Below are 25,113 nucleotides of genomic sequence, written 5' to 3' on the forward strand. Positions count from 1 at the left end.
GGTGCGTGTTAAGAGATTCGAACTCCTGGCCCACGCCTTAGAAGGGCGTTGCTCTATCCAGCTGAGCTAAACACGCAAAATGAAAATCTAAACATTACATTTATTTATTTGAACTATTTCAACTTTGCTGAGTTTCTTATTCAAATAAAATGGAGCGGGTAGTGGGAATCGAACCCACCTTTCCAGCTTGGAAGGCTGGAGTATTACCGATATACGATACCCGCGCATCGACTACGTTGTTTAGTATATTATGTTTGTCGATGTTTGTCAACACTATTTTTTCATTTTTTTATTTATTTTTTTAGTAGCCCATTAACATGGACTTATAATGACTCTGAATGATATAATGTAAATGATTAATTAACAATTCATATCATAGAGAGGATTATATTTATGAAAGAAATAATAATGGCAAATGGTAATATTAAAGCATCCGAAATAGGTCTTGGATGTATGAGAATTTCAACTATGGATAAAACTTCAGTTAATAGCTTAATTAACACAGCCTTAGATTGTGGTATTAATTTTTTCGATCATGCCGACATTTATGGCAAAGGAAAGTCAGAAGAAATTTTTAGTGAAGCACTTTCTATGTCTGCATCTTTAAGAGAAAAAATTATTATTCAATCTAAATGTGCTATTAGACCTGGATTTTTTGATTATTCTAAAGAACATATTTTAAATTCTGTTGATTCTATATTAAAAAGATTGAAAACTGATTATTTAGATATATTATTATTGCATAGACCAGATACATTAATGGAACCTGAAGAGGTAAATGAAGCTTTTGAAAAACTATATAACGAAGGTAAAGTTAGAAACTTTGGTGTTAGTAATCATAACTCTATGCAAATAGAATTATTAAATAAATATTTAACTAATAAAGTTACTATTAATCAACTTCAATTTAGTATTATGCATACTGGAATTATTGATTCAGGAATAAATGTTAACATGAAAAATTCATCTTCAGTTGACAGAGATGGATCAATTTTAGAATATTGTAGATTAAAAGATATAAATATACAAGCCTGGTCTCCATATCAATATGGATTCTTTGAAGGTACATTTATAGATAATCCTAAATTCCCTGAGCTTAATAAAAAGCTTGCTGAAATAGCTGAAAAATATAATGTAAGTAAAACTGCTATTGCTACAGCGTGGATACTTAGACATCCAGCTAAGATACAAACTATTGTTGGAACTACAAATGAAACTCGTTTAAGAGATATCTGTACTGCTTCAAATGTAACTCTTACAAGACAAGAATGGTATGAAATTTACTTAGCTGCTGGTAATATACTACCTTAAAAATTTTAATTATGCAGCAATAGTATATTACAAACTATAATATAAGCCTTAGAAAGATAAAGAACCACAGTTAAACTGCGGTTCTTTATCTTTCATTATAATTTATACTATATCAATATACTTTAAAACTTTACTTTTTAAAAATCTAACACTACCTTCTATTGTTAATTTTTCAAATGGTGAATTAAAATTTCTATATATTCAGATTTCAATATGAATTTAGATGTAAATTAATTCATAAATAACCGCAAATTACTCTTAACATTTGATTTTATACCATGTATAGCATAATATCTAATAGTAAGAAAAATTATAATATTAAACAATTAAATAAGGAGGAATAATGAAAACTAAAAACAAATCATTAATATTTATTATACTTTTAACTATGTTTAGTTCACTTACATTTAATATGGCTCATCCTGTTACACCTATGTTTATAAATAAACTTGGATTACCAACCTTTATGTTTGGACTATTTTTTGCTGCAATGTCTATTGGTAACTTTATTGGTTCACCTTTATTCGGTTCTTTATCTGATAAAAAGGGAAGAATTAATTTTTTAATACTAGGTGCTATAGGTTATGGATTAAGTCAACTTGGATTTGGTTTTAACACTAATCCATTTATAATACTAATATTTAGATTTACAGGTGGCTTTTTTGTAGTAAGTTATTTAACTACATCAATGGCATATTTAAGTGATATAACAACAAAAGAAAATAGAACAAAGTATATTACATACTATGCAGCTGCAAACACAATAGGCACATCCCTAGGCTCACTTCTTGGTGGGATAATAGGTAACAATAATTTTAAATATACTTTCTTTTCTCAATTTATATTATGTTTAATTTTAGGAGCCTTAGTATATTTCCTATTGGAAGAACCTAAAAAAGAAAAAACTTATACAACTACAACAATAAATCCCCATAATAAACATCATTATTTAAAACTTTTAAATAAAAACTTAATAATTATGTTTATTATAGTTATTGTCTTTTACTTTGCAGCAACAAGCTATAACTCTACTATTAATTATTACATAGAAGATGTTTTAAAGCTTCCTCCTACATTTATAGGTGGATTCCTTGCATTTGTTGGAATAGTTGGCTTTATTATAAATTTAATTTTTACTCCTATTTTAGGAAAGTTATTTAAGGAAATTAATGTTTTTAAAACTATAACCCTATGTATCATAGTTTCATTATTTCTTATGGTAATATCAAATAATGTTATTTTATTCTTAAGTTGTGCCGTAATATTTACATCATTTGCAAGTATACATATTCCGTTACAACAAAGTATAATAACAAAGCTTTCTCAAGAAAATTATGGTTCTCTTATGGGAATTTTTAATTCTTCTAAAGCAATAGGGCAAGTTACTGGATCATTAACTGCTGGATTCATCTTTGATATAGGAAATAAACTACCATTTTTAACTTCTGCTATTTTAGTCTTTATAGGTTTTATAGTATTACTTCCTCTAAATTCAAATTTAATTTCATCTAATAAGACTTCATAATAAAAATAAGGCTATGGTATTTAAAAATACACATAGCCTTATTTCCAACTATTTAGTTGTAATTACAATTTCATCATCTTTACCATCAATTACAACATTAGAGCCATAATTAATTTCTCCAGCAATAATTAATCTTGCTAACTTATTTTCTAAAGTATTTTGAATATATCTCTTAAGTGGTCTTGCCCCATAAACTGGATCATAACCTTCAACTGCTAATATATGCTTAGCTTCTGGTGTAATATCTAAGGTTATATTTCTATCTTTTAATCTGTTAGCAACTTCATTAACAAAGATATCAATAATTTTAGTTATTCCAGTTTCAGATAATGGCTTAAACATTATAATATCATCAACTCTGTTTAAGAACTCTGGCTTAAACCTCATTTTCATCTCATTCATTACTTCTTCTCTTATTTGTGGATCTATACCATCTTCACATTTATTCTCTAAAAGATAGCTACTTCCTATATTAGAAGTCATGATAATAATTGTATTTTTGAAATCAACAGTTTTACCCTTATTATCTGTAAGTCTACCATCATCAAGTATTTGTAAGAACATATTGAATACATCTTCATGTGCCTTTTCAATTTCATCAAATAATATTACACTATAAGGCTTTCTTCTAACTGCTTCAGTTAATTGACCACCTTCTTCATATCCTACATATCCTGGAGGCGCTCCAACTAATCTAGATACAGCATGCTTTTCCATATATTCAGACATATCTATTCTTATAATGTTATCTTCAGAATCAAATAAATTTCTTGCTAAAGTCTTTGCAAGCTCAGTTTTACCTACACCTGTTGGTCCTAAGAAAATAAATGAACCTATAGGTCTATTTATATCTTTTAATCCTGCTCTTGCTCTAAGTATTGCAGAAGTAACAGATGTAATAGCTTCTTCTTGCCCAATTACTCTCTTTTGCATTTCATCTTCAAGTCTTAATAATTTTTCTCTTTCACCTTCTAATAAATTAGATACAGGTATACCAGTCCATCTAGATAAAACTTGTGAAACTTCTTCTTCAGTAACCTCTTCTTTTAATAAAGCACCTTCATAATTTTCCTTAACTTCAACTTCCATTTGTTCAATAGCAGATTCTAAGCTAGGAATTTCACCATACTGAATTTCTGCAGCCTTATTATAGTCATATTGTCTTTGAGCTGCTTCAAGATTTCCTCTAGCCTCATCAAGTTTTGCCTTTAATTCTTTTAACTTTAAGATTGCTCCCTTTTCTCTATCAAATTTCGCTGTCATTTCATCATTTTTAGCTTTAAGTTCTGAATATTCCTTTTCTAGAGCTTCTAGCTTTTTCTTAGAACCTTCATCTTTCTCTCTTGTTAAGGCTTCTTTTTCTATTTCAAGCTGTACAATTCTTCTTCTAATTGCATCTAATTCTGCTGGTAATGAATCTATCTCTGTTCTTATCATTGCTCCAGCTTCATCAATTAAATCAATAGCCTTGTCAGGTAAATATCTATCTTGAATATATCTATCAGAAAGTTTTGCTGCTGCAACTATAGCAGAATCATGAATTCTAACTCCGTGGTGAATTTCAAATCTTTCTTTTAATCCTCTTAATATTGAAATTGCATCTTCAACGGATGGCTCATCAACAATAACGGGTTGGAATCTTCTTTCAAGTGCTTTATCTTTTTCAATATATTGTCTATATTCATCAAAAGTAGTTGCACCAATACAGTGTAATTCACCTCTTGCAAGTAATGGCTTAATTAAATTACCTGCATCCATAGCGCCATCAGTTTTACCTGCTCCAACTATAGTATGAATTTCATCTATAAATAATATAATTTTACCTTCACTATTTTGAACTTCCTTTAAAACAGCTTTTAATCTTTCTTCAAATTCACCTCTATATTTAGCACCAGCTATTAATGAACCCATATCTAAAGAAAATATAATTTTATCTTTTAACCCTTCTGGGACATCCCCTCTTACTATTCTTTCAGCTAATCCCTCAACAATGGCAGTTTTACCAACACCAGGTTCACCTATTAATACTGGATTATTCTTAGTTCTCCTTGAAAGAATTCTAATGGTTCTTCTTATTTCATCATCTCTTCCTATTACTGGATCTAATTTATGCTTTTTAGCTAAATCTACTAAGTTAGTACCATACTTAGCTAGTGCATCATAAGTTCCTTCTGGATCTTGGGTATCAACTCTTTGACTTCCTCTAACCTCTGATAATACCTTCATAAAATTATCTTTATTTATATTATATTTATTTAATATTTGCTTTGTAGGTCCATTTTTATCAACGTCTATAATAGCTAACATTAAATGTTCAACACTAATATAGGAATCTCCAAATTTCTTTGCTAAATCATCAGCCTTAACAAGAACTTCATCTACTTGTCTTGTTATATAAACTCCTGATCCATTTGCACCATCACCTGTAACCTTAGGCATTTTATCTAGAGCATTTTTTATATCAACCATCATCATCTTCACATTTACTCCCATTTTAGTGAAGATATTTGGGATCAATCCATCTTCAGCTTCTACTAATGCAGAAAATAAATGAATAACATCTATTTGTTGATGATTATATTTTACTGCAGTTAAATTTGCATCATTTAGTGCTTGTTGTACTCTTAATGTCATTCTTTCAACATTCATTTCTACTCACCTCTTATTAGTATTCTTAACTTTAATTTTATTTTAATACAAAAGTCAAAGAAAGTCAAAGTAAATTTTATTTTTATTTTTTACTTTTTATTCCATAATATATTATACCACTTTTTATATATTTTTTTGTTTTTAATGGTAGTTATTGTTATAATATTTACAAGATACATTTATATATAGAAATTAGAGGTGAAATTTTGAGAAGAGAATATATAAATTATCCCTTTGATTTGCCTATAAAAATCTCATATTTAAATATAAAAAATTATCCAACTCATTGGCATAATTCAATTGAGATTATATATGTTTTAAAGGGTTCTTTACACATTAAAATAGATACAGATTCATTTACTCTAAATGAACGTGAAGTTGAAATAATAAATTCAGATGAATCTCATGAAATTCAAGGAATTGATGATAATAAAGTATTAATTTTTAATATAGATCCATTTTTCTTTGAGAAATATTACAAAGATATAAATAATATATTTTTCTATACTAACTCCAATGATGATGAAGATCAAAATGGTCCTGAATATGAAGAACTAAAAACCATTTTATCTCAAATACTTTGTGAATACGTTCAAAAATTGGAAGATTATGATGAAGAAATAGAAGAACTTCTTATAACACTTCTTTATCATCTTGTTAATAACTTTCATTATTTAACTCATGAAAAAGAAGAATTAAAAGAAAAAACAGATCAATTAGCTAGATACCATAGAATTTCTAAATATATATATAATAACTATAATAATAATATTACGCTTCAAGAAATTGCAAAAAAGGAATTCTTAAGTCCACATTATTTATCTCATGAGATAAAATATGCTACTGGTTACAGCTTTACAGATTTAATTAACTTAACTAGAATTGAAGAATCTATAAAACTATTATTAGATAGCGATATGAGTATTTCTGAAATATCTGATGAAATAGGTTTTTCTCATGTACGTTACTTTAATAAAAACTTTAAGTATTATTATGGTTGTACTCCTCTTCAATATAGGAAAAAATATGCTACTACAGAGCAAGAATATGATTTATCTAAACAATTTATAGAGCTTTCTCTTAACGATGCTCTTGAAACCCTTTCTTATAGCTTAGAAAACTATAATAGATTTAATTTTGAAAATAAGCTTTGGAATATTCATGTTGATGTTGATAAAATATTAAATCCATTAGAAAAGGATTTTAAAGAGTATATTAATTTAGGAGAATCCTTTGACCTTTTAATTGAAGATAATAAAGATATATTACAGGAAATACAAGAAGAAATACATTTTGAATATGGCCGTCTTGAAAAAATGTTTCATAGTGATATGGGCGTATTTTTAGACTCTGATTTTTATAATTGGAACAAAGCAAAGGGTGTATTAGAATTTTTATCTAATATTTATTTAAAACCGCTTATTTTACTTGATAATTTAGATTATTCCTTAGAAAAATATATTAATATTTTAAGTAGCTTTTTAGAGTATTTTTCAGAATTAGACATAGTTGAGGTTACTGATTTTAAATTTCAATTTGATTCTAGATTATCTAAAGAAATCAAATATAATTTACGTAATTATATAAAAAACTCTTATGAATTAGAAGTTTGTGAAGTTGATTTTACATCTAAATCTGATTTAAATTCAATATATGATACAGCTTATATGCTTCCATATATAATTCATAGTACTATTTTCAAAAGTAATTCCTTAAACTTTCTTAAAGCATTTGATGTTCTTGAGAAAGAAATAAACATTACAAATGAAGTATTCATAGGAGCTCCAGGTATAGTCAATGATATGGGAATTAGAAAGCCCTCATATTATGCATATTATCTATTAAGCAAATTGGGTAATGATATAATTGCACTTGATGATGGATATATTGTTACAAAATCCGATAACTATTATGCTATTCTTTTATACTCTCATAACGATGATGTTAATACATTAGTTAGTTATGAAGATATATACCAACAAGGTGGTGTAAAAAAATCTTTTGAAAGAAAATATTCGCTTAATATCGTAAATATAAAAAATTCTACTAGAATTATCACCTATGAAGTTAATGAATCCATAGGCTCATCCTATAATTATTGGTTAGCTATGGGCTCTCCTGATAGACTTAGCAAAGAGGAAAAGGAAATTCTTCATAAGGCATCTTATCCTAAAATAGAATTTAAATATTCTAAAAAAAGTTCAGTCTTAAATATAATTACTGAACTTAAAGGTTATGGTGCTAAACTAATAGTACTAAAAAATATAAAATAATGTACTGAAAACACCTTTTTTAGGTGTTTTTATGCTTTTTATATATACTTACTTCTATATAATTAACACTTATTGTACTAAAACTAAAGCATCTACATGAATATATTATTTTTATTTTTAAGCTATACTAATAGTATAAATTGTTTTTATGAAAGGAAGTTTTTTATGAGAGGGCTATTTTTTAATCCATCACTATTAAATGATACTAAATCAAAGTGGTCATTTTGGATTTGGATGTCTAATCTTCTACATCACGATAACTAATTTTTTATTATGACAGTAAATAATTGATTATAATATAAAAAATAGAGAAGTTTAAAACTTCTCTATTTTTTATATTATAATTTTTTCTCAATATTTATAGCTAATATAAAGTATTTAACAGACTCCTTTAATTCTCCTAAATTATAGTATAATTCAGCCATCTCATTATATCTCTTATACCTATCTTCACTACTAGCAAATCTAAATAAAAAATCAGTAGCTAAGTTCATATACATTTCTGCTTGTATGAACTCACCTCTCTTCTGATATATCATTCCTTTAAAATAATATCCTTTTTCAATAAGTTCTATTTCATCTATATTAATAGCTAAATCTATTGCTTCATCAGCATATTTGAAAGCCTCTTCATATTTTCCATTATTATATAATGTATTAATACATTCTATTAAAAATTCAGCACAACCCTTTTTATCTTCTCTTGGGTAAATTTCTATTGCATCCTTTATTTCTTTCATAGCTATTTCAACTTCTTGAACTTCAAAATACATTTTCCCATTTTTTCCTTTGAACTTAGCTAACTCCTTTGGATCATTTCTTTTATACTCGAAAGCTTTATTTAAGTATCTCTCTGCTTCAACTTTATATAATAGAATGTTTAAAACTGCAAATTCATGATAAAAATCGCCTCTAGCCTTATCATTAAATCTATCTACAAATTCTAATACTCTTTTTAAAGATTCATATGCCTTTTCTATCATTTTAATATTTTTATAGCAAATTCCTTCATAAAAACATGCATAAATATAATTACCTTTATCATCTATATAATTATTTTCATAAGTTTCTCTTGTTCTTGAAAAATAACTTATTGCTTCATGATACTCTTCTGTTTTCATAAAGAATGTTCCCATATCATTATAATAAACAATAATTTCTTCATTACATTGACTTGATTGATATAAATCATAATATTTAGAAATTAAAAGTTGAATATTTTCTATCTTATTATTATCAATATATAATTCAAATAAAAAATGAGTTAACTTTAATGCTAAATCATTAAATCCATATTTAAATGCGTATTCTAAGTTATAGTTTACTACATTCTCTAACTTTTCAAATGAGTAAGTTAACTTTTTTATTTCTTCTAAATTATATTTTATTTGTTCATATACATCTCTTACCAAATAATTATAATCTACTTGTAACTTCTCCGCAATATATCTAATAGACTCCTCATCAGCTTTAATCTTTCCATTTTCTATACAACTCATTTTTGAAATAGAAATTTTATCACCGCATAATTCTTTTAATGTTATTCCTTTATAAATTCTAGATCTTTTAATTTTTTCTCCTGTTGATAATATTTCCATGGCTACCCCCAGATAATTAATTATTCAATATGCCTAAATTTCTAAAGATACTTACACCCTCGTCTAAGTATCTAGCTGCTTCAGCTTCTCTCTTTTCTCCAATGTAATATCTTCCAATCAATATTGCTATTTCAGCTGCCTTTTTATTTAATGCATTTGCCTTTGCAATATTAAATGTTTCTAATAATATACACTCCGCTTCATCAAACTTCTCTTTTATTATATATAATCTATAGCGTAAAATATTTTTTTCTATTATTTGCTCTAAGTTACTTTCATCAATAAGGTTATCAATTTCAGAAAGAACTTTTTCACACTTACTGATTTCCTTTATTTTAATATACCCTTCACATATATTAATTAAAGTTTCTATTACCTCAGCATCTTTATTTCTCATTCTTATTTCCTTTGCTATATGATAATGCTTAAATGCTTCTTCAAGGTTATCAAATTCAAAGAACAATTTTCCTAAATTATTTTCAATAGCTGATACATTTTTTTCTTCTTGTAATTCCTTATATACTTCTAAAGTTTTTTTAGAATATTTAATAGCATTTGCTATATCCCCTTTTTTATTATACTCTTTTGATAATATCATTAATGTTCTACCATACTCTTCTCTATTTTGAACTTGTTCAAACTTCTGTTTAGCTAAAAAAGTATAATCTATGGCATTTTTTATATTATCAATTTTTAAATAACTTTCTGCCATCTGATAATATATTTCTCCTAAAATAAAATCATTTCCTACATTATTGTCTAAATATACTTTCTCTGCTTGCTTTAAATAACTTGTAGCAGAATGATATGCTTTTAAACTCAATGTTATTTTACCTAAATTTAGAAACGTATTGATAATTTGCTCATAATTATTTCTTTTTATAAAAATTACATTTGCTGATAAATATAATTGTTGTGCTAAAACTAGTTCTTCTTTTTCTTTATAAATATTAGCTCTTAAAGATAAATTTTTAGCTTTTCTATATTCTAAATTATATTTCTCTGCATAATATAGTGCATTTTCTATATATTTTTCTGCACTTATGTAATCACTATTTAATATATATGTCTCTGCCATTTGCTCATAATAAACACATATTTTTTCTGCTTGTGTTTCTTCAGATTCCATTAAATATTCTACCGAAGTCTGTAGTGAATTTGCTAGGTACTCTAATAAATCCATAGATGGATTTGATCTTCCAGATTCAACTAAACTTATTTGCCCTGGTGTAATTCTATCTCCAGCTAAATCCTTTAGTGTCATTTCTAATTCTTTTCTACGTCTTTTAATCTTTTCACCTAAAGTAAGTATCTCCATAGCATAATCTTCCTTTACAAATATTTATATAAACTCAATTCTTTCTTATTATATTTACCATTATACCATATGGAGTACCAAAAAAAATATATTTTTTGACTTTTAATTTCAATTATATTTAAAATAATACAAAAACTGCTATAGAGCTCTATAGCAGTTTGAATGTTAATTTATATAATCTAATATATTATCATAGGCATCTCCAGCCGCACATCTAAGTTTTTTACTAGTTCTTCTGATGTTTCTTTGAGTCTTTCTATCCAACTCTGGTAAAACCATCATTCCAATTGTTATTCCAAAAATAGTACCTATTGCTAAACTCTTAATTACTTTTCCCAAAAATAACACCTCTTTATATTGATTTATAAAAATATTATGTGTATTTTAAGGAAAAATAATCATGTATTATTTTTATTTAAATTTTATTTTTTACTTAACCCCTATATCTAGAGCCTCTTTTGCTAATTTGTCAGCTAAATCATTATATTTATGTCCACTGTGTCCTTTTATTTTCTTAAATTTTATCTTTACTTCTTTCATTTTACTTTGCATAAACTCATTATATTCAGAAGTAATTCTATTATTTCTTTTCCAAGTTCCTAGCGCCCAAGATTCAACACCTTGATAATCATATCCTATAGTAACTTCTTTAAAGCCATTTGCAATAGCATATTCTACTGCCATTCTTGCTCCTAAAACCTCGCCTGAGACATTTCTTAAGGAAACAGCTTCTTTATCAAAGCCCTTACCCTTATCCTTATATATTATTTCACCATCTTTAACAGCTACTAATCCATAAGAATAATTTGCCTTATCAACAGCAAAACTTCCATCCACATATATAAATAGCCCTTCTTCACTTTCTATTGCTTCTTCAACTTTTTCTTCTTTCTTACCTTCTGCATTTAATGCAATAAAATTAATAGCATCTTTTTCTGTAGTAAAACTCTTATATATAGCTCCTTTGAATCCTATAACTTCTTTTTTACATTCGTCCCAAGAAGTAAATATTTTAGGTGCCCCTGATTTTCCCTTATAAACAGCATAGTACTTCAAAATAATCATCCTTTCCTATATGATAAATATTAATGACTTTTCCTTTGTTTATTTTTACTTTTAAACCGATAAAATTTCTTCCATCACCCTATAAATACTATCTATATTTTTAGCTCCAGTAAAGTTAGTTGCATATTCAATTGCACTCTTAATAACTATTAGTATATCATTCTTTCCTTGCCAATTATCTAATATTATATTTAACGGAACATCTGTCATTATAACATTTAATGCAAATATTCCAATTGCTATATCATCAATCTTTCCGATAAGTGGTATCTTATCAGGTATTAAATCGCTTGGTACTGTAATATAAGCAACTGCTCCTGATATTATAAGTTTAGTTTTCATACTTACTCTCTTATCTTTAAGCAATCTATATATTAATGCAGCTACATCAGATAATATAAATATATAATCCTTATATTTTCTAGCTTTTTCAGGTAACTTATTACCTATTTTTTCTCTTCCTTTAGTATAACAATCCTGTGTTTTCTTTATTTCCTCTTCCTTAAACTCTGCCTTATCTTCTTTTTCAAACTTTAAAAGTTCTATTTCTTTCTTTAATTCTCCCCCTAAAGATACTTGTATATTTTTTAATTCTACATTTAAAGCTCCATATGCACAATATATACTATATATATCAAAATCTACATATGGAATATCCTTTAATAAATATTTATATTGTATAATAACTTTACCATTATCATAGCTTATTCCCATATCACTTAAAGACTTTAATGCAAACTTTAATACAATTTTTCTTAAAAACGATGCTATTCCTATATTAAGAATCTTAAATCCAGTAACTTCTCCCCTTATTAATCCATTTTCCATAGAACTTAGTTTAAATCTACACTCAAACTTTATAACAATACCTTTAGTAAATGAACCTACTATTCTTATATCTTCCTTTATTTCTATACTTTCTATATTAAGCTCTTTTATTGATACAAAATCATTATATATACTTAATAAATCTTCTCCAGTTAATCCAACATTAATATTTGAAACATTCATAACTTGTCCTTTTCCTCTCCTCACACTTTTATGCATCTGTAATATTTTTCTATATATTCGATACATAATATAAAGTATACTTCATATAGCAATTTTTTTAAAGGTGTTATTTACCATTAATAAATCAATAAAATTAAGGTCATTGCCTTATATATGCAATGACCTTAATTTTAATATATCTAATTAAAAAAACTACTTATCCTAAAAAGCAGGAATTACACTTCCATCATATTTTTCTTCAATAAACTTTCTTACTTCTTCTGAAGTTAAAGCATCAGATAATGCTTTAATTTTATCACTATCTTTATTTTCCTTCTTAACAGCTAAAATATTAGCATATGGTGAATCACCTGATTCAATAGCTAAAGAGTCCTTTACTGGATTTAAATCGGCTTGTAATGCCCAGTTTGTATTAATTACTGCAGCTTCAACATCTTCTAAAACTCTTGGTAATTGTTCTGCTTGTAATTCTGTAACCTTTAGGTTCTTAGGATTTGCAGTAATATCCTTAACTGTTGGAAGTTCAGAATCGTTTAATTCTAGTAATCCATTATCAGCTAATAATTTTAATGCTCTTGCTTCATTAGATGGGTCATTTGGTACAGCTATTTCAGCTCCATCAGCTATCTCTGAAATATCAGAAACCTTTTTTGAATATAATGCCATTGGTTCTATATGAACTTTAACAGTATAATCTAAATCATATCCCTTTGCTTCAATTGACTCTTCTAAATAAGGTACATGTTGAAAAAAGTTTGCATCTAAAGATCCCTCATCAACAGCAGGATTTAATAAAGAATAATCATCAAATGTTTTAACTTCTAATTCATACCCTTGCTTTTCTAATAATGGTTTAATATGCTCTAAAATCTCTGCATGTGGTACTGCTGTTGCTCCAACTACAATTTTCTTGTCATCATTTGAAGAAGTATCTCCTTTACTTCCACATCCTACTACTGATAATGCTAAAACTCCACTTAATACTGTTGCTAATATTTTTTTAAATTTCATATTTACTTCCCCCTGATATTTTAATATATAAAATTTTAATTTTCTTTATTTGGCTTTTATTTTAATTTAAAACTTTTAAAATATTTCTGACTCTCTGTATATTAATCCCCTTTAATTATTGCTTATTGCTTCTATTATTTTAACTTCTTATATGCTAAATTACCTGCCCCTTGTAGTAATTGAACAATTATTATAAGTGTTATTACTGTATATATCATTACTGCATTATCAAACCTTTGATATCCATAAGTTAATGCTACTGCTCCAACTCCACCTGCTCCGACTGCCCCCGCCATTGCAGAATATCCGATTATTGATATTATAGATAATGTTATTCCAGATATAATTGACGGCATTGCTTCTTTAACCATCACTTTAAAAATTATTTGGAAATCTGAAGCTCCAAAAGATTTTGCAGCTTCAATTAATCCTTTATCTACTTCCTTTAACGCTCCTTCTATTACTCTTGCAATAAATGGAGCAGCCCCTATTGTTAAAGGAACTAACGCTGCTGTTTCTCCTATACTTTTTCCAACTATAGCCCTAGTTAAAGGAATAATAGCGACAACTAAAATTATAAAAGGAAAACTTCTTAAAGTATTAACTACAAACCCTAAAATTGAATTAATAATTTTATTAGGTTTTAATCCACCTTCATCAGTTACAACTAGCACAATCGCCAATATAAATCCAATCAATGTAGCTAATATTGTTGATATACCCACCATATATATGGTTTGTCCTAGTGCTTCTATCAATATATCAGTAAAAAAGCTTAAAAATTTCTCCATTTAAATCACCTCCCATGGCATATTTTTAGATGTTAAGTATTTTTCAACTTTGTCTTTTTGATTTTCTTTTATATTAATAACTAATGAACCTAAAACATCATCTCTGAATCTTTCTAACTTTCCCCATACAATAGAAAAATCTATATCTAACTCTCTTGCCATTGCAGTAATTATACTGTCATTTGAATTATCTTTTGGGAAGAATAATCTAATATTTATTCCTTCGCTTGGCAATATCTCTTCTTCTCCAATTAATGATTTTAATGCTTTAGAATTCTTTAGGAATAAATCTTCTGTTTTTCCAACAGCTATTACTTGTCCCCCTTCCATAATAGCTACTCTCTGGCAAATTTCTTTTACAACCTCCATTTGATGTGTAACAATAATTATTGTAATTCCTAACTTTTCATTAATATCTCTTAATAAAGCTAATATGGATTTTGTCGTATTGGGATCTAATGCCGATGTAGCTTCATCACATAAAAGAATATTAGGATTTAAAGCTAACGCCCTTGCTATTGCAACTCTTTGCTTTTGACCACCACTTAGCTCCCTTGGTTTACTTTTTTTCTTATCAGATAAACCAACTAATTCTAAAAGTTCTGAAACCCTTTTATCTATATCAGCTTTAGAATATCCCCAGCACTCTAATGGTAAAGCCACATTATCATATACATTTCTTCTTTCAAGTAATGAAAAATGTTGAAATATCATTCCTAAATTTTTTCTAAAGCTTCTTACTGATTTATTACTCAATGCTTTTACTTCTTCATATTCATTTACCAGTATGCTTCCTTTATCATATGATTCCAAACCATTTATACATCTTAATAATGTAGATTTTCCGGCACCACTATGACCAACTAAGCCAAAGACCTCTCCTTTTTTTATTTCTAATGTTATATCTTTTAAAACTTCTACCCCATTAAAACTTTTATGTACATTATTTATTTTAATCACAGTCTCTCTCCTCCTTATTTTATAAATAAAAAAAACGCACTCGAGAATAAACTCAAGTGCGCATAAAAATCACCTATTAATTTACCCTCTCATCACTCAGTTAAAAAACTGCAGGAATTAGCACCACGTCTACCAGTTGCAAGTGACAAGTGACAAATGGCAAATTATTAGTTTAAATTTGTCACTTGTCACTTATCACTTGTCACTATCGACAGGTTGCCGGGTTTCACAGGGCCAGTCCCTCCACCACTCTTGATAAGATATAATATTTATTTATTTTGTGTCGTTGATATAAATATATATTACTTTAGATTTTTTGTCAATATTTTCTTTAGAATTTTTTTCATTTATAGGTAATTTATTTTATATTTTAATAATTTATAAAATAGGCCTTATTTTTAGTAATCAATAATTTCCTCTTCTATTCTTACTAATTCTGCATCAGTATTATCCTCAACGAAATCTAGTATTTTTTCTTTTAAAGAATATAATATTTCTTTCGTAGTTCCTACTGATACAATACCAATTTCAATTTGCTCATGTACATCTTGATAATTAACCTCTGAAACTGATACATTAAATTTATTTGAAAGTCTCTTAGTTAAGCTTAATACTATCATTCTTTTTTCTTTCAATGACTTTACCCATTCTGCTCTAAGTTCTAGTCTCATTATTAATATCTTCATATTGTACACCTCAACTTTAGTTTTCTATACTAATTTAATATCCTACTAATATTCTATCCATCTTGCTTTCAAATATTTCTATTATTTTAATCATTAATATATTCTCCTATCTAGAATTATGTAAATAGTGCTATTTGTAATTCTAATATATAGACGTATAAAAAGATGTTTTTGTTTAAACCTATGAAAATATTTTTATTTTAAAATTTCTATGGAAATATTATGAAATTAAATTTTATTTGATATATCTATAATAAAAATACCTTTGAAATAAATCTATTGTATAGATTTATTTCAAAGGCAAAAATATTTTACATATCGCTTATACCTTCAATTAAATTTATAAATTCACCTTCATCCTTTTTATCAAGGAAAATATCAATTAGAGTTTTAGTAGGCATTTTATTATATCCTTTTTTCCCATTTATAAATATATCTGTTAACTTCTCTTTGAAACTTTCCTCATCATCCCTTAACTCTTTAATAAGTTCTTCTATATCCTGTTCAACTAAAGACTTTATTATATTATTTCTTAACTCTTCATTAAATCTTTCTGCAAATAACCTTTCTTCCTCACTTAATCCTTCAATATCATTATTTAATAATTTAAAAATGTTCATAAAGCTTCCACTCCACTTTTTATTTCTTCTAAGGTTTTTTTCTTTATTAAATTTTATGTTTTTTTATTTTAAAAGGTTCTAATATACATATTTTATTATACAATACCATCTAATAAATATAATTTAAATTTACAATAATACTCTAATTAGCTATTCTTTAATAAAGAGGTTGCTTCCGCAACCTCTTTATTAAACATTCATTTTACTTTTTATTATTTTTTCTTGAATTTCATCCTTAGGATTTTTGCACTGCATTGAAATATTTAACAAAATACCAATAGCAGCTAAATTAAATACTATTGAAGTTCCTCCATAACTTATAAATGGTAAAGGAACTCCTGTAACTGGCATACTTCCAGTAACAACTGCAATATTAATTATCGTCTGCACAGCAATTACAGAAATTATTCCAGTAGCCAAAAGCTTACCATATCTATCTTTAGCTCTAGATGCAACTTTTATTCCTGCTGATATTAATATCACAAATATAACAATAACAACTATACATCCTATAAGTCCTAACTCTTCACCTATTATAGCAAATATAAAGTCATTATGTGGCTCAGGCATGTATAAAGCTTTTTGTTTTGAGTTTCCTAATCCAACACCAAATAATCCCCCTGATCCTAAAGCATAAAGAGAATGTACTAATTGGTATCCCTCATCACTAGAATATTTCCATGGATCTAAAAAACTTATAAATCTCTCTGTTCTATAATCAGAAGTAAAAATCCCTATACTTCCAATAACTCCACCAATACATATTAAGCTAAATGTTTCCTTAAAACTCATACCTGATACAAAAACCATTATAAATGCAACAAACATTATAATAGATGCAATACTTAAATTATTTTCTAAAAATACTAAACCAGCAAATAGAGCTGCTGAAAATAGATATATCAATGGAATCTTCCAATTTTTACTTACTTTCCCATACTTATCTATAATCATAGCTAAGAAAAATACTATAACATATTTAGCAAGTTCAGATGGTTGAAAAGAAACTCCAGCAATCTTTAACCAACGTGTAGCTCCATTAATAGTACTTCCAAAAAACAACACCGCCACTAAAGCTATTACTGTAACTCCATAAGCAGCTACCGTAAACTTTTTCCACACATGATAGTCTATTAACATCATAACTACTAATGCTACTAGTCCAACAGGAGCCCATGTAAGCTCCTTTTTCAAGAAATAAAATACATCTTTATGTTTATATAATGCATCATAATAACTTGCTGAAAACACCATAATTATCCCTATTGCAACAAGTGCTAATACAGAATATAGTATATATGGATTAACAGAACTTAGCTTAGATTTTCTTTTTACCTTCTTCTTACTTTTTCCTTTTTTTAATCTTTTACTATTACTACTCATATTATCTTCTCCAGCATACAATATTTAATATTCATATTCCTTTTTTAATGTTATTGTAACTTTTGTGCCTTTTACAATCTTATTTCCACTAGTTATACTTTGAGAATGAACAGTTCCTTCTCCTTCAAATTCATACACTAGGCCAAGATTATTTAAAATAGAAGTTGCAAATTCTTTAGTACTACCTTTTAAATCTGGCATTATAATTTCCTTTTCTACTTGTCCACTATCTTTTGCTGTAATAGAAATAGTAGTTCCTTCTTTTACTGTAGCTCCTGGATATGACTCCATTGAAACAATAGTTTTTCCATTTCCTTTAACTTCAGCTTCTAATCCATTTTCTTTTAACACTTTTTTTGCCTCTTCGATAGACTTTCCTCTTACATCTGGAATTATAACATTTTTATAAATAGAAAATCTCTCTTTAGCTAATGGTGAATCCATATACTTAAACACTTCTTCAAATAACTCTTTCATTAGTGGAGCTGCTACCTCTCCCCCATAATATAACCCATTACTTGGCTCATCTACTGCTATAAATACCGTTATCTGTGGATTTTCTACAGGTGCTAAGGCTACCATAGATGATATATATTTATCAGATGAATATGTCCCTGTTGTAGGATCAACCTTTTGAGCAGTTCCTGTCTTTCCTCCAACATTGTACCCTTGTATAAATGATCCATCAGGACCATCCTTAGTAACTGTTCTCTCTAAATAACTTCTAAGCAATGCTGTATTTTCATCAGATAATAAATCTTTCTTTATTGTTGGTTTTATAGTTTCATCAATAACCCTATTTCCGCTTTCATCCTCATGTGAAATCTCTTTAACTATATGTGGTTGAATAAGATCTCCCCCATTAGCTATAGAATTAAATGCTGCCATAAGTTGAAGTGCTGTAACAGTATTAGTTTGTCCAAACGATATTGTTGCCAAGTCAATTGCTGATACTGTATCACTTGTCTTAACAATTCCTGATGCTTCACCCGGCAAGTCAATTCCTGTTGTTTTACCAAACCCTAATTTATATATATATTCATTTAAATTATCAATTCCAAGTTTTTCACCTATTTCCATCATGCCAACATTACAAGAGTTTTTTAAAACCTCTGCTAAAGTTTGTGTACCATGACCTTCATGCTTCCAACAATGAACAGTAGTGTTACCAAACTTAACAGATCCATTACAAGTAAATATATTATTATCACTAACTAATCCTTCTTCTAGTGCAGCAATCATTGTTATAGTTTTAAATGTTGATCCTGGTTCAAATGTATCACTTACTAACCAATTTCTCCACATATTTTGTATTTTATCATTATCAGTTTCACCATCAAAGCTTTCATATCCTGAAAATGGATCATTTGGATCATAATCTGGCTTATTTACCATTGCTAATATTTCTCCATTATTAGGATCCATAATAAGTACATGAACTCCTTTAGCATTATGTTGATCTAATCCCTTTTCTGCAATCTTTTCAGCTATATATTGTAAATTCTCATCTATTGTTGTTACAATATCACTACCATCTATAGCTGGTGTAAACTTATATGTATCAAAAGGCAATCTATTCCCCCTACTATCATAAGCTCCTATTTTCATACCTGCAATTCCAGCTAAATATTCATCATATTGTAATTCTATACCTGTCAGTCCTGTTCCTTCTGAATTAATTCCTCCTAATGCACTTGCTAAAAAGTTTTCATTAGGATAATATCTCTTTACATCTCTAGAAACAATTAATCCATATATATCTAAATCATCAGCGCTATCAGCAACAGCTTTAGTAACGCCCCTAATCAATGGTGCATAACTAGCATCACTTCCATCTGAATTCTTCCTATTTAATGCTTTTAGAACTTTATCAACTTCTACACCTGTTACATCTGATATTTGAACTGCAATATCATCCATTGTTAAATTCTTTTCTTTAATATGATTTCTAACAGTATCCAGGTCAAAATCTATTCTATATACATTAGCTGAAGATACTAACACTGATCCATTTCTATCTAAAATATCTCCTCTTTGGGCTGTAACACTAACTTCTTTTTGCCATTCAGAATTTGCTTTTGCCTCTAGAGAGCGTCCACTTACTATCATTACCCATGCTAACCTCAATACAAGAAATCCCAACAGACAAAATACAATAGCCGAAACAATATACAATCTACTTTTATATCCAATTGACTTTTTGTTCTTTTTGTATTTTTTCTTTTTATACGCCATTTTTTTATCTCCTATCTTAATATTTAATTTAAATATATCCTTAAAAGCAAACTTATAACTTTAATATAATAGTTTAACTTTAAAAGAGTAAATTGTCATTAAATGTATGAATTTATAAATTTATTATTAAATAAAAGTTTTTCATAAAATATACTATATTACATAAGTTATATTTTACTATATTTTCACTTATATCAAAAGACACTATCATCAAATATTATCTAATTTCTGATAAAATTTTATATAAATTTCACATATAAGAATGCATTTCCTATAATATTCCTAAAGCTATTTCCATTGTTTTCTTCTATAAAATAAAAAGTAGTTAATATTACTAAATTAATAAATTTAATTAACATTAACTACTTTTATTTATGAAATTACTTACTATTTATCTTTTCTTTATCTATTTTATTAAAACTCTTTCCTACAGCTACTGCTGTAACCATTGTTCCATTTACATTTAGCATTGTACGTCCCATGTCTAATATAGGATCAATTGCTATTATTCCTCCTGCTAATGGGAAGTATGCTCCCATTCCCATTCCTGATATAACAACTGAAACTGCCATAGTTGCACTACCTGGTAAACCTGCAATTCCTAATGAACCAATTACTATTATTACTATAAGCATTCCATAGAAACTTATATCCATTGTTGTTCCTGACATGTTTGCTAATGTTACAGCCATTAATGCTGGATAAATTGCTGCACATCCATTCATACCCATGTTTGAACCTAAACTACCTACAAATGATGCTATTCCGTTGTCTACTCCAACACCTTCAGTTAATGTTTCTATTGTAACTGGTAATGTTCCTAAACTTGAACGAGAAGTAAAAGCTAAAATTAAAGGTTCCATAACTTTCTTTACATATTTAAATGGATTAATACCTAAAGCCGCAATAATCACTAAATGTATAATAAATACAATAGCTATACTTACATATAGGGCTATTATAAATCCAACAACTTCTTTTATAGCTGCTAATCCTCTTCCTGCTATTGTATTAGCAAGTAACGCTACTACTGCATAAGGCATGAACTTTATAACAGTCATAGCAATACTAGTTATTATCTTATAAGAACCATTAACTAAATCAGTTACAGGTTTAATAACTTCGCTATATTTTTTATTTAATATTTTCATAGAATTACCAATAAATGCTGCAAAGATTACTACTGCAACTACATTTCCCTCTGCCATTGCAGCTATTGGGTTTGATGGTAGTAATCCTCTTAAAGTATCAACTACTGGTGTTATTTCTCTTATTTCACTTGTACTTTCAACTATATTAGCTGAAACTCCTAATTTAAATAAATTTCCTACTATAATACCAACAATAGCAGCAATAGTTGTTGTCCCTAGTAATATAAGTAATGATCGAGTTGTTAATTTTCCAAGGTTTTCTCCATCTTTCATATTAATAATAACTCTGATAATAGATACAAATATTAAAGGTACTACAAGCATTTTTAATAAGTCCATAAACCCATATCCAACAAGTCCGTACCACTTACTTACTTCATTAATCCATTGAATCTCACCTGGATTATTAGGTAGTCCTGCCACTAATTGAATTATTATTCCTAAAACTAAACCTGCAATAGTCGAGACTATCATTCTAGTTGAAAATTTAACTTTCTTTTTAGCCATAATATTTACTCCAAATAACACAGCTATAAGAACAATAATAAAGGCTACTGTCTTAAAATTTGTTATCATTATAAAATCTGATAAAAAAGTACTATTCATTTTCTCCTCCTGATATATTGATATACTTCAATGTATATATTACATTAAAACTTTTACTTATACTAGTTTTAATTATATATAATATATAATTTCTTCTTTTTCTTTTCTATATTCTTCAACAATATATTCTAATGTTATAGAATCAAAATAATCATTTATTTTTTTATTAATTTCACTCCAAATAACCTTATTTACAAACCTCTCTATATCATTTGAATCTTCATTATTTATATCTATAAGAAGTGATTCTCCTTCTAAGGCCCTTAAAATTTCTCCTATAGTAATTTCACTTGGACTTTTTGACAAAGTATATCCACCTTGTGCTCCTTTTCTTCCTATTATTAGACCTGATTTTCTAAGTAATGAAAATATTTGCTCTAAATATCTCTCTGATATTTCTTGACGTTCTGATATAGCTTTTAAAGTTACACTTCCACATTCAGAGTTAATTACTAAATCAATTAATGCTCTAATTCCATATCTTCCTTTAGTAGAAATCTTCATAAATTCACCTACTTTCAACCTCTTCTTTTCCTACCTTTCCTATCGGTATTATGTTAATAATATATCCTTTTTTTTTAATTGTCAATATTTTTCTATTATTTATATTTAAAACAAAATAGATATATAAGACAACTCCTATATATCTATTTTGACATGAATATCTTTAATTTTATATTATACTATTTTTAGTAATTCAATTGGAGTTTTAATTATAAAGTCTGCACCTGCTTCTCTTAATTCACCTTCACCTCTAAATCCCCATGCTACACCTACAGATTTAACTCCAGCATTTTTTGCAGTATTTACATCTACATCAGAATCGCCAACATATATACATTCATCCTCTTTAATATTCAATGACTCCATTACCTCATAAACTGTTTTAGGATCTGGCTTAGTTGGATGATTTGGCCTTTGTCCATATGTTATTTCAAAAGAATCTCCAAAATATCTTCTTACTACATCTTCAGCAAATTCATGTGGTTTATTTGATACTACTGCTATTTTCATGTTTCTTTCTTTTAGTTCCTCTATCATTTCAATAATTCCATCATAAGGTTTTGTCATATCAACCATATGTTCTCCATAATACGTATCAAATAATCTTAAAACATTATTTATTATTTCTTTATCTTGTTTATACTTATCTGGGACTATACGTTCAATTAATTTATATCTTCCATTTCCAACAAATCTAGTATAATCCTTTATATCATGAGTTTCGAACCCTGAACTTTTTAAAGCATAATTACACGCATTTGCTAAATCTTCTAATGTATCTAATAATGTGCCATCTAAATCAAATATTACTGCTTTAATCATTTTTATATTCTCCTAATATTATATTTCTTATAAGATTATGTAATAACTTTATTATAACATAAGCCAATGATAGTTTTAATATCATTGGCCTATATAATCTTATTATAAATATATAAGTAAGATAATACTATATATTTATAATTGCTTTATATCTTTTCTTTCACCCTTGAAATTATTAATTTTACTCCTTCTATTAATTAATTCATCTTTAACTTCTTCAATATCAATATTTTGATCTACCATTAATACTAATATATGATATGCTAAATCACAAACTTCATTAACTATTTCCTTCTTATGGCTTCCTTTTGATGCAATAATTACTTCTGTACATTCCTCCCCTACTTTCTTCAATATTTTATCTGTACCCTTCTCAAATAAATATTTAGTATATGAACCATCTTGTCCTGTATTTTTTCTGCTCTTTATTATTTCATATAACTCTTCTAATACCACTTTAAGTAATCCTCCTAAAAAAACAACTCATTTTTCCTGTATGACAAGCTACCCCATTTTGTTTTACCTTTATTAATAAAGTATCATTATCACAATCAGTCCATATTTCTTTTACTTCTTGAAAATTTCCTGATGTTTCCCCCTTATTCCACAATTCATTTCTACTTCTACTATAAAACCAAGTTTTCTTTGTACTTTTTGTTAATTCAAAACTTTCTTTTGTCATATATGCTAACATTAAAACTTCATTACTATAATAATCTTGAATTATAGTAGGTATAAGTCCATTTCCCTTTTCAAAATTTAATATAATTCTGTTACTATCCATTTTACCATCCATATCTTTTCCAATCCCTATATTGTTCTAATTGCTATTTTATTTTCTTTCATATATTCTTTTACTTCTTTTATGGTAAGTTCCCCATAATGGAATAAAGAGGCTGCTAATGCTGCATCAGCCCTTCCAACATTAAATACATCTTTAAAATCCTTTAAACTACCACAACCTCCTGATGCTATTATAGGTACATTAGTAATTTCACTTACTGTTTTAGTTAACTCTAAATCAAATCCATTTTTAGTACCATCTGCATCCATAGAAGTGAGTAATATTTCTCCTGCACCAAGATTAACTGCCTCTTTAATCCACTTTATAGCATCTATTCCTGTATCTATCCTTCCACCATTTACAAAAACATTCCACCCTGAATTATCCATTCTTTTTTTAGCATCTACAGCTAATACTATACATTGACTTCCGAAGTATGTAGCACCTTCACTTATAATATTTTTATTCTTTACTGCCGCTGAGTTTAGACTAACCTTATCTGCACCAGCCCTAAGAATTCTTCTTATATCCTCAATACTTCTTATTCCCCCACCAACTGTAAATGGTATAAATATTCTTTCTGCAACTTGTTCTACTACTTTTTCCATTATTCCTCTATCTTCATGAGTGGCTGTTATATCTAAGAAAACAAGCTCATCTGCACCTTGCTTATAGTAATATTCACCTAGCTTAACTGGATCTCCTATTTCTTTAATTCCTACAAAGTTTACTCCTTTAACAACATTACCATTTTTAACATCTAAACAAGGTATAATTCTTTTTGTATGCATTTCCGCCCCCTTATTCATA

The 25,113-nt window shown here is 27.6% G+C and carries 22 protein-coding genes, 2 tRNA genes and 1 riboswitch; of the genes, 3 read left to right on the top strand and 21 right to left on the bottom strand.

Annotated features, from left to right (window positions below; all coding sequences use genetic code 11):
- Positions 1 to 2: 2 nt before the first annotated feature.
- A tRNA-Arg gene (locus tag Q0G30_RS09110) sits at positions 3 to 76 on the bottom strand.
- Between the two features lie 74 nt (positions 77 to 150).
- Positions 151 to 224, bottom strand: a tRNA-Gly gene (locus Q0G30_RS09115).
- Between the two features lie 169 nt (positions 225 to 393).
- On the opposite strand from Q0G30_RS09115, the gene Q0G30_RS09120 reads away from it, so the two are divergent.
- A complete protein-coding gene (locus Q0G30_RS09120) occupies positions 394 to 1,311 on the top strand; it encodes an aldo/keto reductase (RefSeq protein WP_294389090.1) in 918 nt (305 codons plus the stop codon).
- A gap of 343 nt (positions 1,312 to 1,654) precedes the next feature.
- Positions 1,655 to 2,836 carry an MFS transporter gene (locus tag Q0G30_RS09125; RefSeq protein WP_294389092.1) on the top strand — a complete coding sequence of 394 codons (1,182 nt, stop codon included), beginning with the start codon at positions 1,655 to 1,657 and terminating at the stop codon, positions 2,834 to 2,836.
- A 48-nt stretch (positions 2,837 to 2,884) separates the two neighbouring features.
- On the opposite strand, the gene clpB is transcribed toward Q0G30_RS09125, so the two are convergent.
- Positions 2,885 to 5,485, bottom strand: a complete 2,601-nt coding sequence (gene clpB, locus Q0G30_RS09130) for an ATP-dependent chaperone ClpB (protein WP_294389094.1) — start codon at positions 5,483 to 5,485, stop codon at positions 2,885 to 2,887.
- Between the two features lie 206 nt (positions 5,486 to 5,691).
- Here clpB and Q0G30_RS09135 point away from each other — a divergent pair, with 206 nt between their 5' ends.
- On the top strand, positions 5,692 to 7,758 hold the full coding sequence (locus Q0G30_RS09135) for a helix-turn-helix domain-containing protein (protein ID WP_294389096.1): 2,067 nt from the start codon (positions 5,692 to 5,694) through the stop codon (positions 7,756 to 7,758).
- Between the two features lie 338 nt (positions 7,759 to 8,096).
- Here the strand turns inward: Q0G30_RS09135 and Q0G30_RS09140 are convergent, their stop codons facing one another.
- From Q0G30_RS09140 to hisF, 18 genes are all read right to left on the bottom strand, one after another.
- Positions 8,097 to 9,356, bottom strand: coding sequence for a tetratricopeptide repeat protein (locus tag Q0G30_RS09140; RefSeq protein WP_294389099.1), 1,260 nt, complete (start codon positions 9,354 to 9,356; stop codon positions 8,097 to 8,099).
- A 16-nt stretch (positions 9,357 to 9,372) separates the two neighbouring features.
- Positions 9,373 to 10,674, bottom strand: a complete 1,302-nt coding sequence (locus Q0G30_RS09145; RefSeq protein ID WP_294389101.1) for a helix-turn-helix transcriptional regulator — start codon at positions 10,672 to 10,674, stop codon at positions 9,373 to 9,375.
- A gap of 165 nt (positions 10,675 to 10,839) precedes the next feature.
- Positions 10,840 to 11,022: a YtxH domain-containing protein gene (locus Q0G30_RS09150; RefSeq protein ID WP_294389103.1), complete on the bottom strand. Its 183-nt coding sequence runs from the start codon at positions 11,020 to 11,022 to the stop codon at positions 10,840 to 10,842.
- Positions 11,023 to 11,103: 81 nt separating this feature from the next.
- Positions 11,104 to 11,739 carry a ribonuclease H family protein gene (locus Q0G30_RS09155; RefSeq protein WP_294389105.1) on the bottom strand — a complete coding sequence of 212 codons (636 nt, stop codon included), beginning with the start codon at positions 11,737 to 11,739 and terminating at the stop codon, positions 11,104 to 11,106.
- 51 nt (positions 11,740 to 11,790) lie between these two features.
- Positions 11,791 to 12,750, bottom strand: a complete 960-nt coding sequence (locus Q0G30_RS09160) for a YkvA family protein (RefSeq protein WP_294389107.1) — start codon at positions 12,748 to 12,750, stop codon at positions 11,791 to 11,793.
- Between the two features lie 201 nt (positions 12,751 to 12,951).
- The gene (locus Q0G30_RS09165; protein ID WP_294389109.1) at positions 12,952 to 13,761 is read right to left on the bottom strand and encodes a MetQ/NlpA family ABC transporter substrate-binding protein; all 810 of its coding nucleotides are present in this window, start codon (positions 13,759 to 13,761) and stop codon (positions 12,952 to 12,954) included.
- A gap of 134 nt (positions 13,762 to 13,895) precedes the next feature.
- The gene (locus Q0G30_RS09170) at positions 13,896 to 14,552 is read right to left on the bottom strand and encodes a methionine ABC transporter permease (protein ID WP_294389111.1); all 657 of its coding nucleotides are present in this window, start codon (positions 14,550 to 14,552) and stop codon (positions 13,896 to 13,898) included.
- Positions 14,553 to 15,512 carry a methionine ABC transporter ATP-binding protein gene (locus tag Q0G30_RS09175; protein ID WP_294389113.1) on the bottom strand — a complete coding sequence of 320 codons (960 nt, stop codon included), beginning with the start codon at positions 15,510 to 15,512 and terminating at the stop codon, positions 14,553 to 14,555.
- 86 nt (positions 15,513 to 15,598) lie between these two features.
- Positions 15,599 to 15,774, bottom strand: a riboswitch (SAM riboswitch).
- Between the two features lie 136 nt (positions 15,775 to 15,910).
- Positions 15,911 to 16,198: a DUF503 domain-containing protein gene (locus Q0G30_RS09180; protein WP_294389116.1), complete on the bottom strand. Its 288-nt coding sequence runs from the start codon at positions 16,196 to 16,198 to the stop codon at positions 15,911 to 15,913.
- Positions 16,199 to 16,509: 311 nt separating this feature from the next.
- Positions 16,510 to 16,818, bottom strand: a complete 309-nt coding sequence (locus Q0G30_RS09185) for a hypothetical protein (RefSeq protein ID WP_294389118.1) — start codon at positions 16,816 to 16,818, stop codon at positions 16,510 to 16,512.
- A gap of 189 nt (positions 16,819 to 17,007) precedes the next feature.
- The gene (gene ftsW, locus Q0G30_RS09190) at positions 17,008 to 18,201 is read right to left on the bottom strand and encodes a putative lipid II flippase FtsW (protein WP_294389121.1); all 1,194 of its coding nucleotides are present in this window, start codon (positions 18,199 to 18,201) and stop codon (positions 17,008 to 17,010) included.
- A gap of 24 nt (positions 18,202 to 18,225) precedes the next feature.
- On the bottom strand, positions 18,226 to 20,436 hold the full coding sequence (locus Q0G30_RS09195; RefSeq protein ID WP_294389123.1) for a stage V sporulation protein D: 2,211 nt from the start codon (positions 20,434 to 20,436) through the stop codon (positions 18,226 to 18,228).
- A gap of 380 nt (positions 20,437 to 20,816) precedes the next feature.
- Complete coding sequence (locus Q0G30_RS09200; RefSeq protein WP_294389125.1) at positions 20,817 to 22,193, bottom strand: cation:dicarboxylase symporter family transporter; 1,377 nt, start codon at positions 22,191 to 22,193, stop codon at positions 20,817 to 20,819.
- Positions 22,194 to 22,265: 72 nt separating this feature from the next.
- The gene (locus Q0G30_RS09205; protein ID WP_294133392.1) at positions 22,266 to 22,697 is read right to left on the bottom strand and encodes an Rrf2 family transcriptional regulator; all 432 of its coding nucleotides are present in this window, start codon (positions 22,695 to 22,697) and stop codon (positions 22,266 to 22,268) included.
- A gap of 174 nt (positions 22,698 to 22,871) precedes the next feature.
- Complete coding sequence (locus Q0G30_RS09210; protein ID WP_294133397.1) at positions 22,872 to 23,519, bottom strand: HAD family hydrolase; 648 nt, start codon at positions 23,517 to 23,519, stop codon at positions 22,872 to 22,874.
- A gap of 135 nt (positions 23,520 to 23,654) precedes the next feature.
- Entirely contained in the window at positions 23,655 to 23,975 is a 321-nt protein-coding gene (hisE, locus tag Q0G30_RS09215; RefSeq protein ID WP_294133403.1) for a phosphoribosyl-ATP diphosphatase, read from the bottom strand.
- Position 23,976: 1 nt separating this feature from the next.
- Positions 23,977 to 24,303 (bottom strand): phosphoribosyl-AMP cyclohydrolase, encoded by a 327-nt coding sequence (gene hisI / locus Q0G30_RS09220; RefSeq protein ID WP_294389128.1) that lies wholly within the window; start codon positions 24,301 to 24,303, stop codon positions 23,977 to 23,979.
- Between the two features lie 26 nt (positions 24,304 to 24,329).
- Positions 24,330 to 25,094 carry an imidazole glycerol phosphate synthase subunit HisF gene (hisF, locus tag Q0G30_RS09225; protein WP_294389130.1) on the bottom strand — a complete coding sequence of 255 codons (765 nt, stop codon included), beginning with the start codon at positions 25,092 to 25,094 and terminating at the stop codon, positions 24,330 to 24,332.
- Positions 25,095 to 25,113 lie beyond the last annotated feature (19 nt).

It is taken from the genome of uncultured Clostridium sp. (genome assembly GCF_934754925.1).
GTDB lineage: Bacteria > Bacillota > Clostridia > Clostridiales > Clostridiaceae > Clostridium.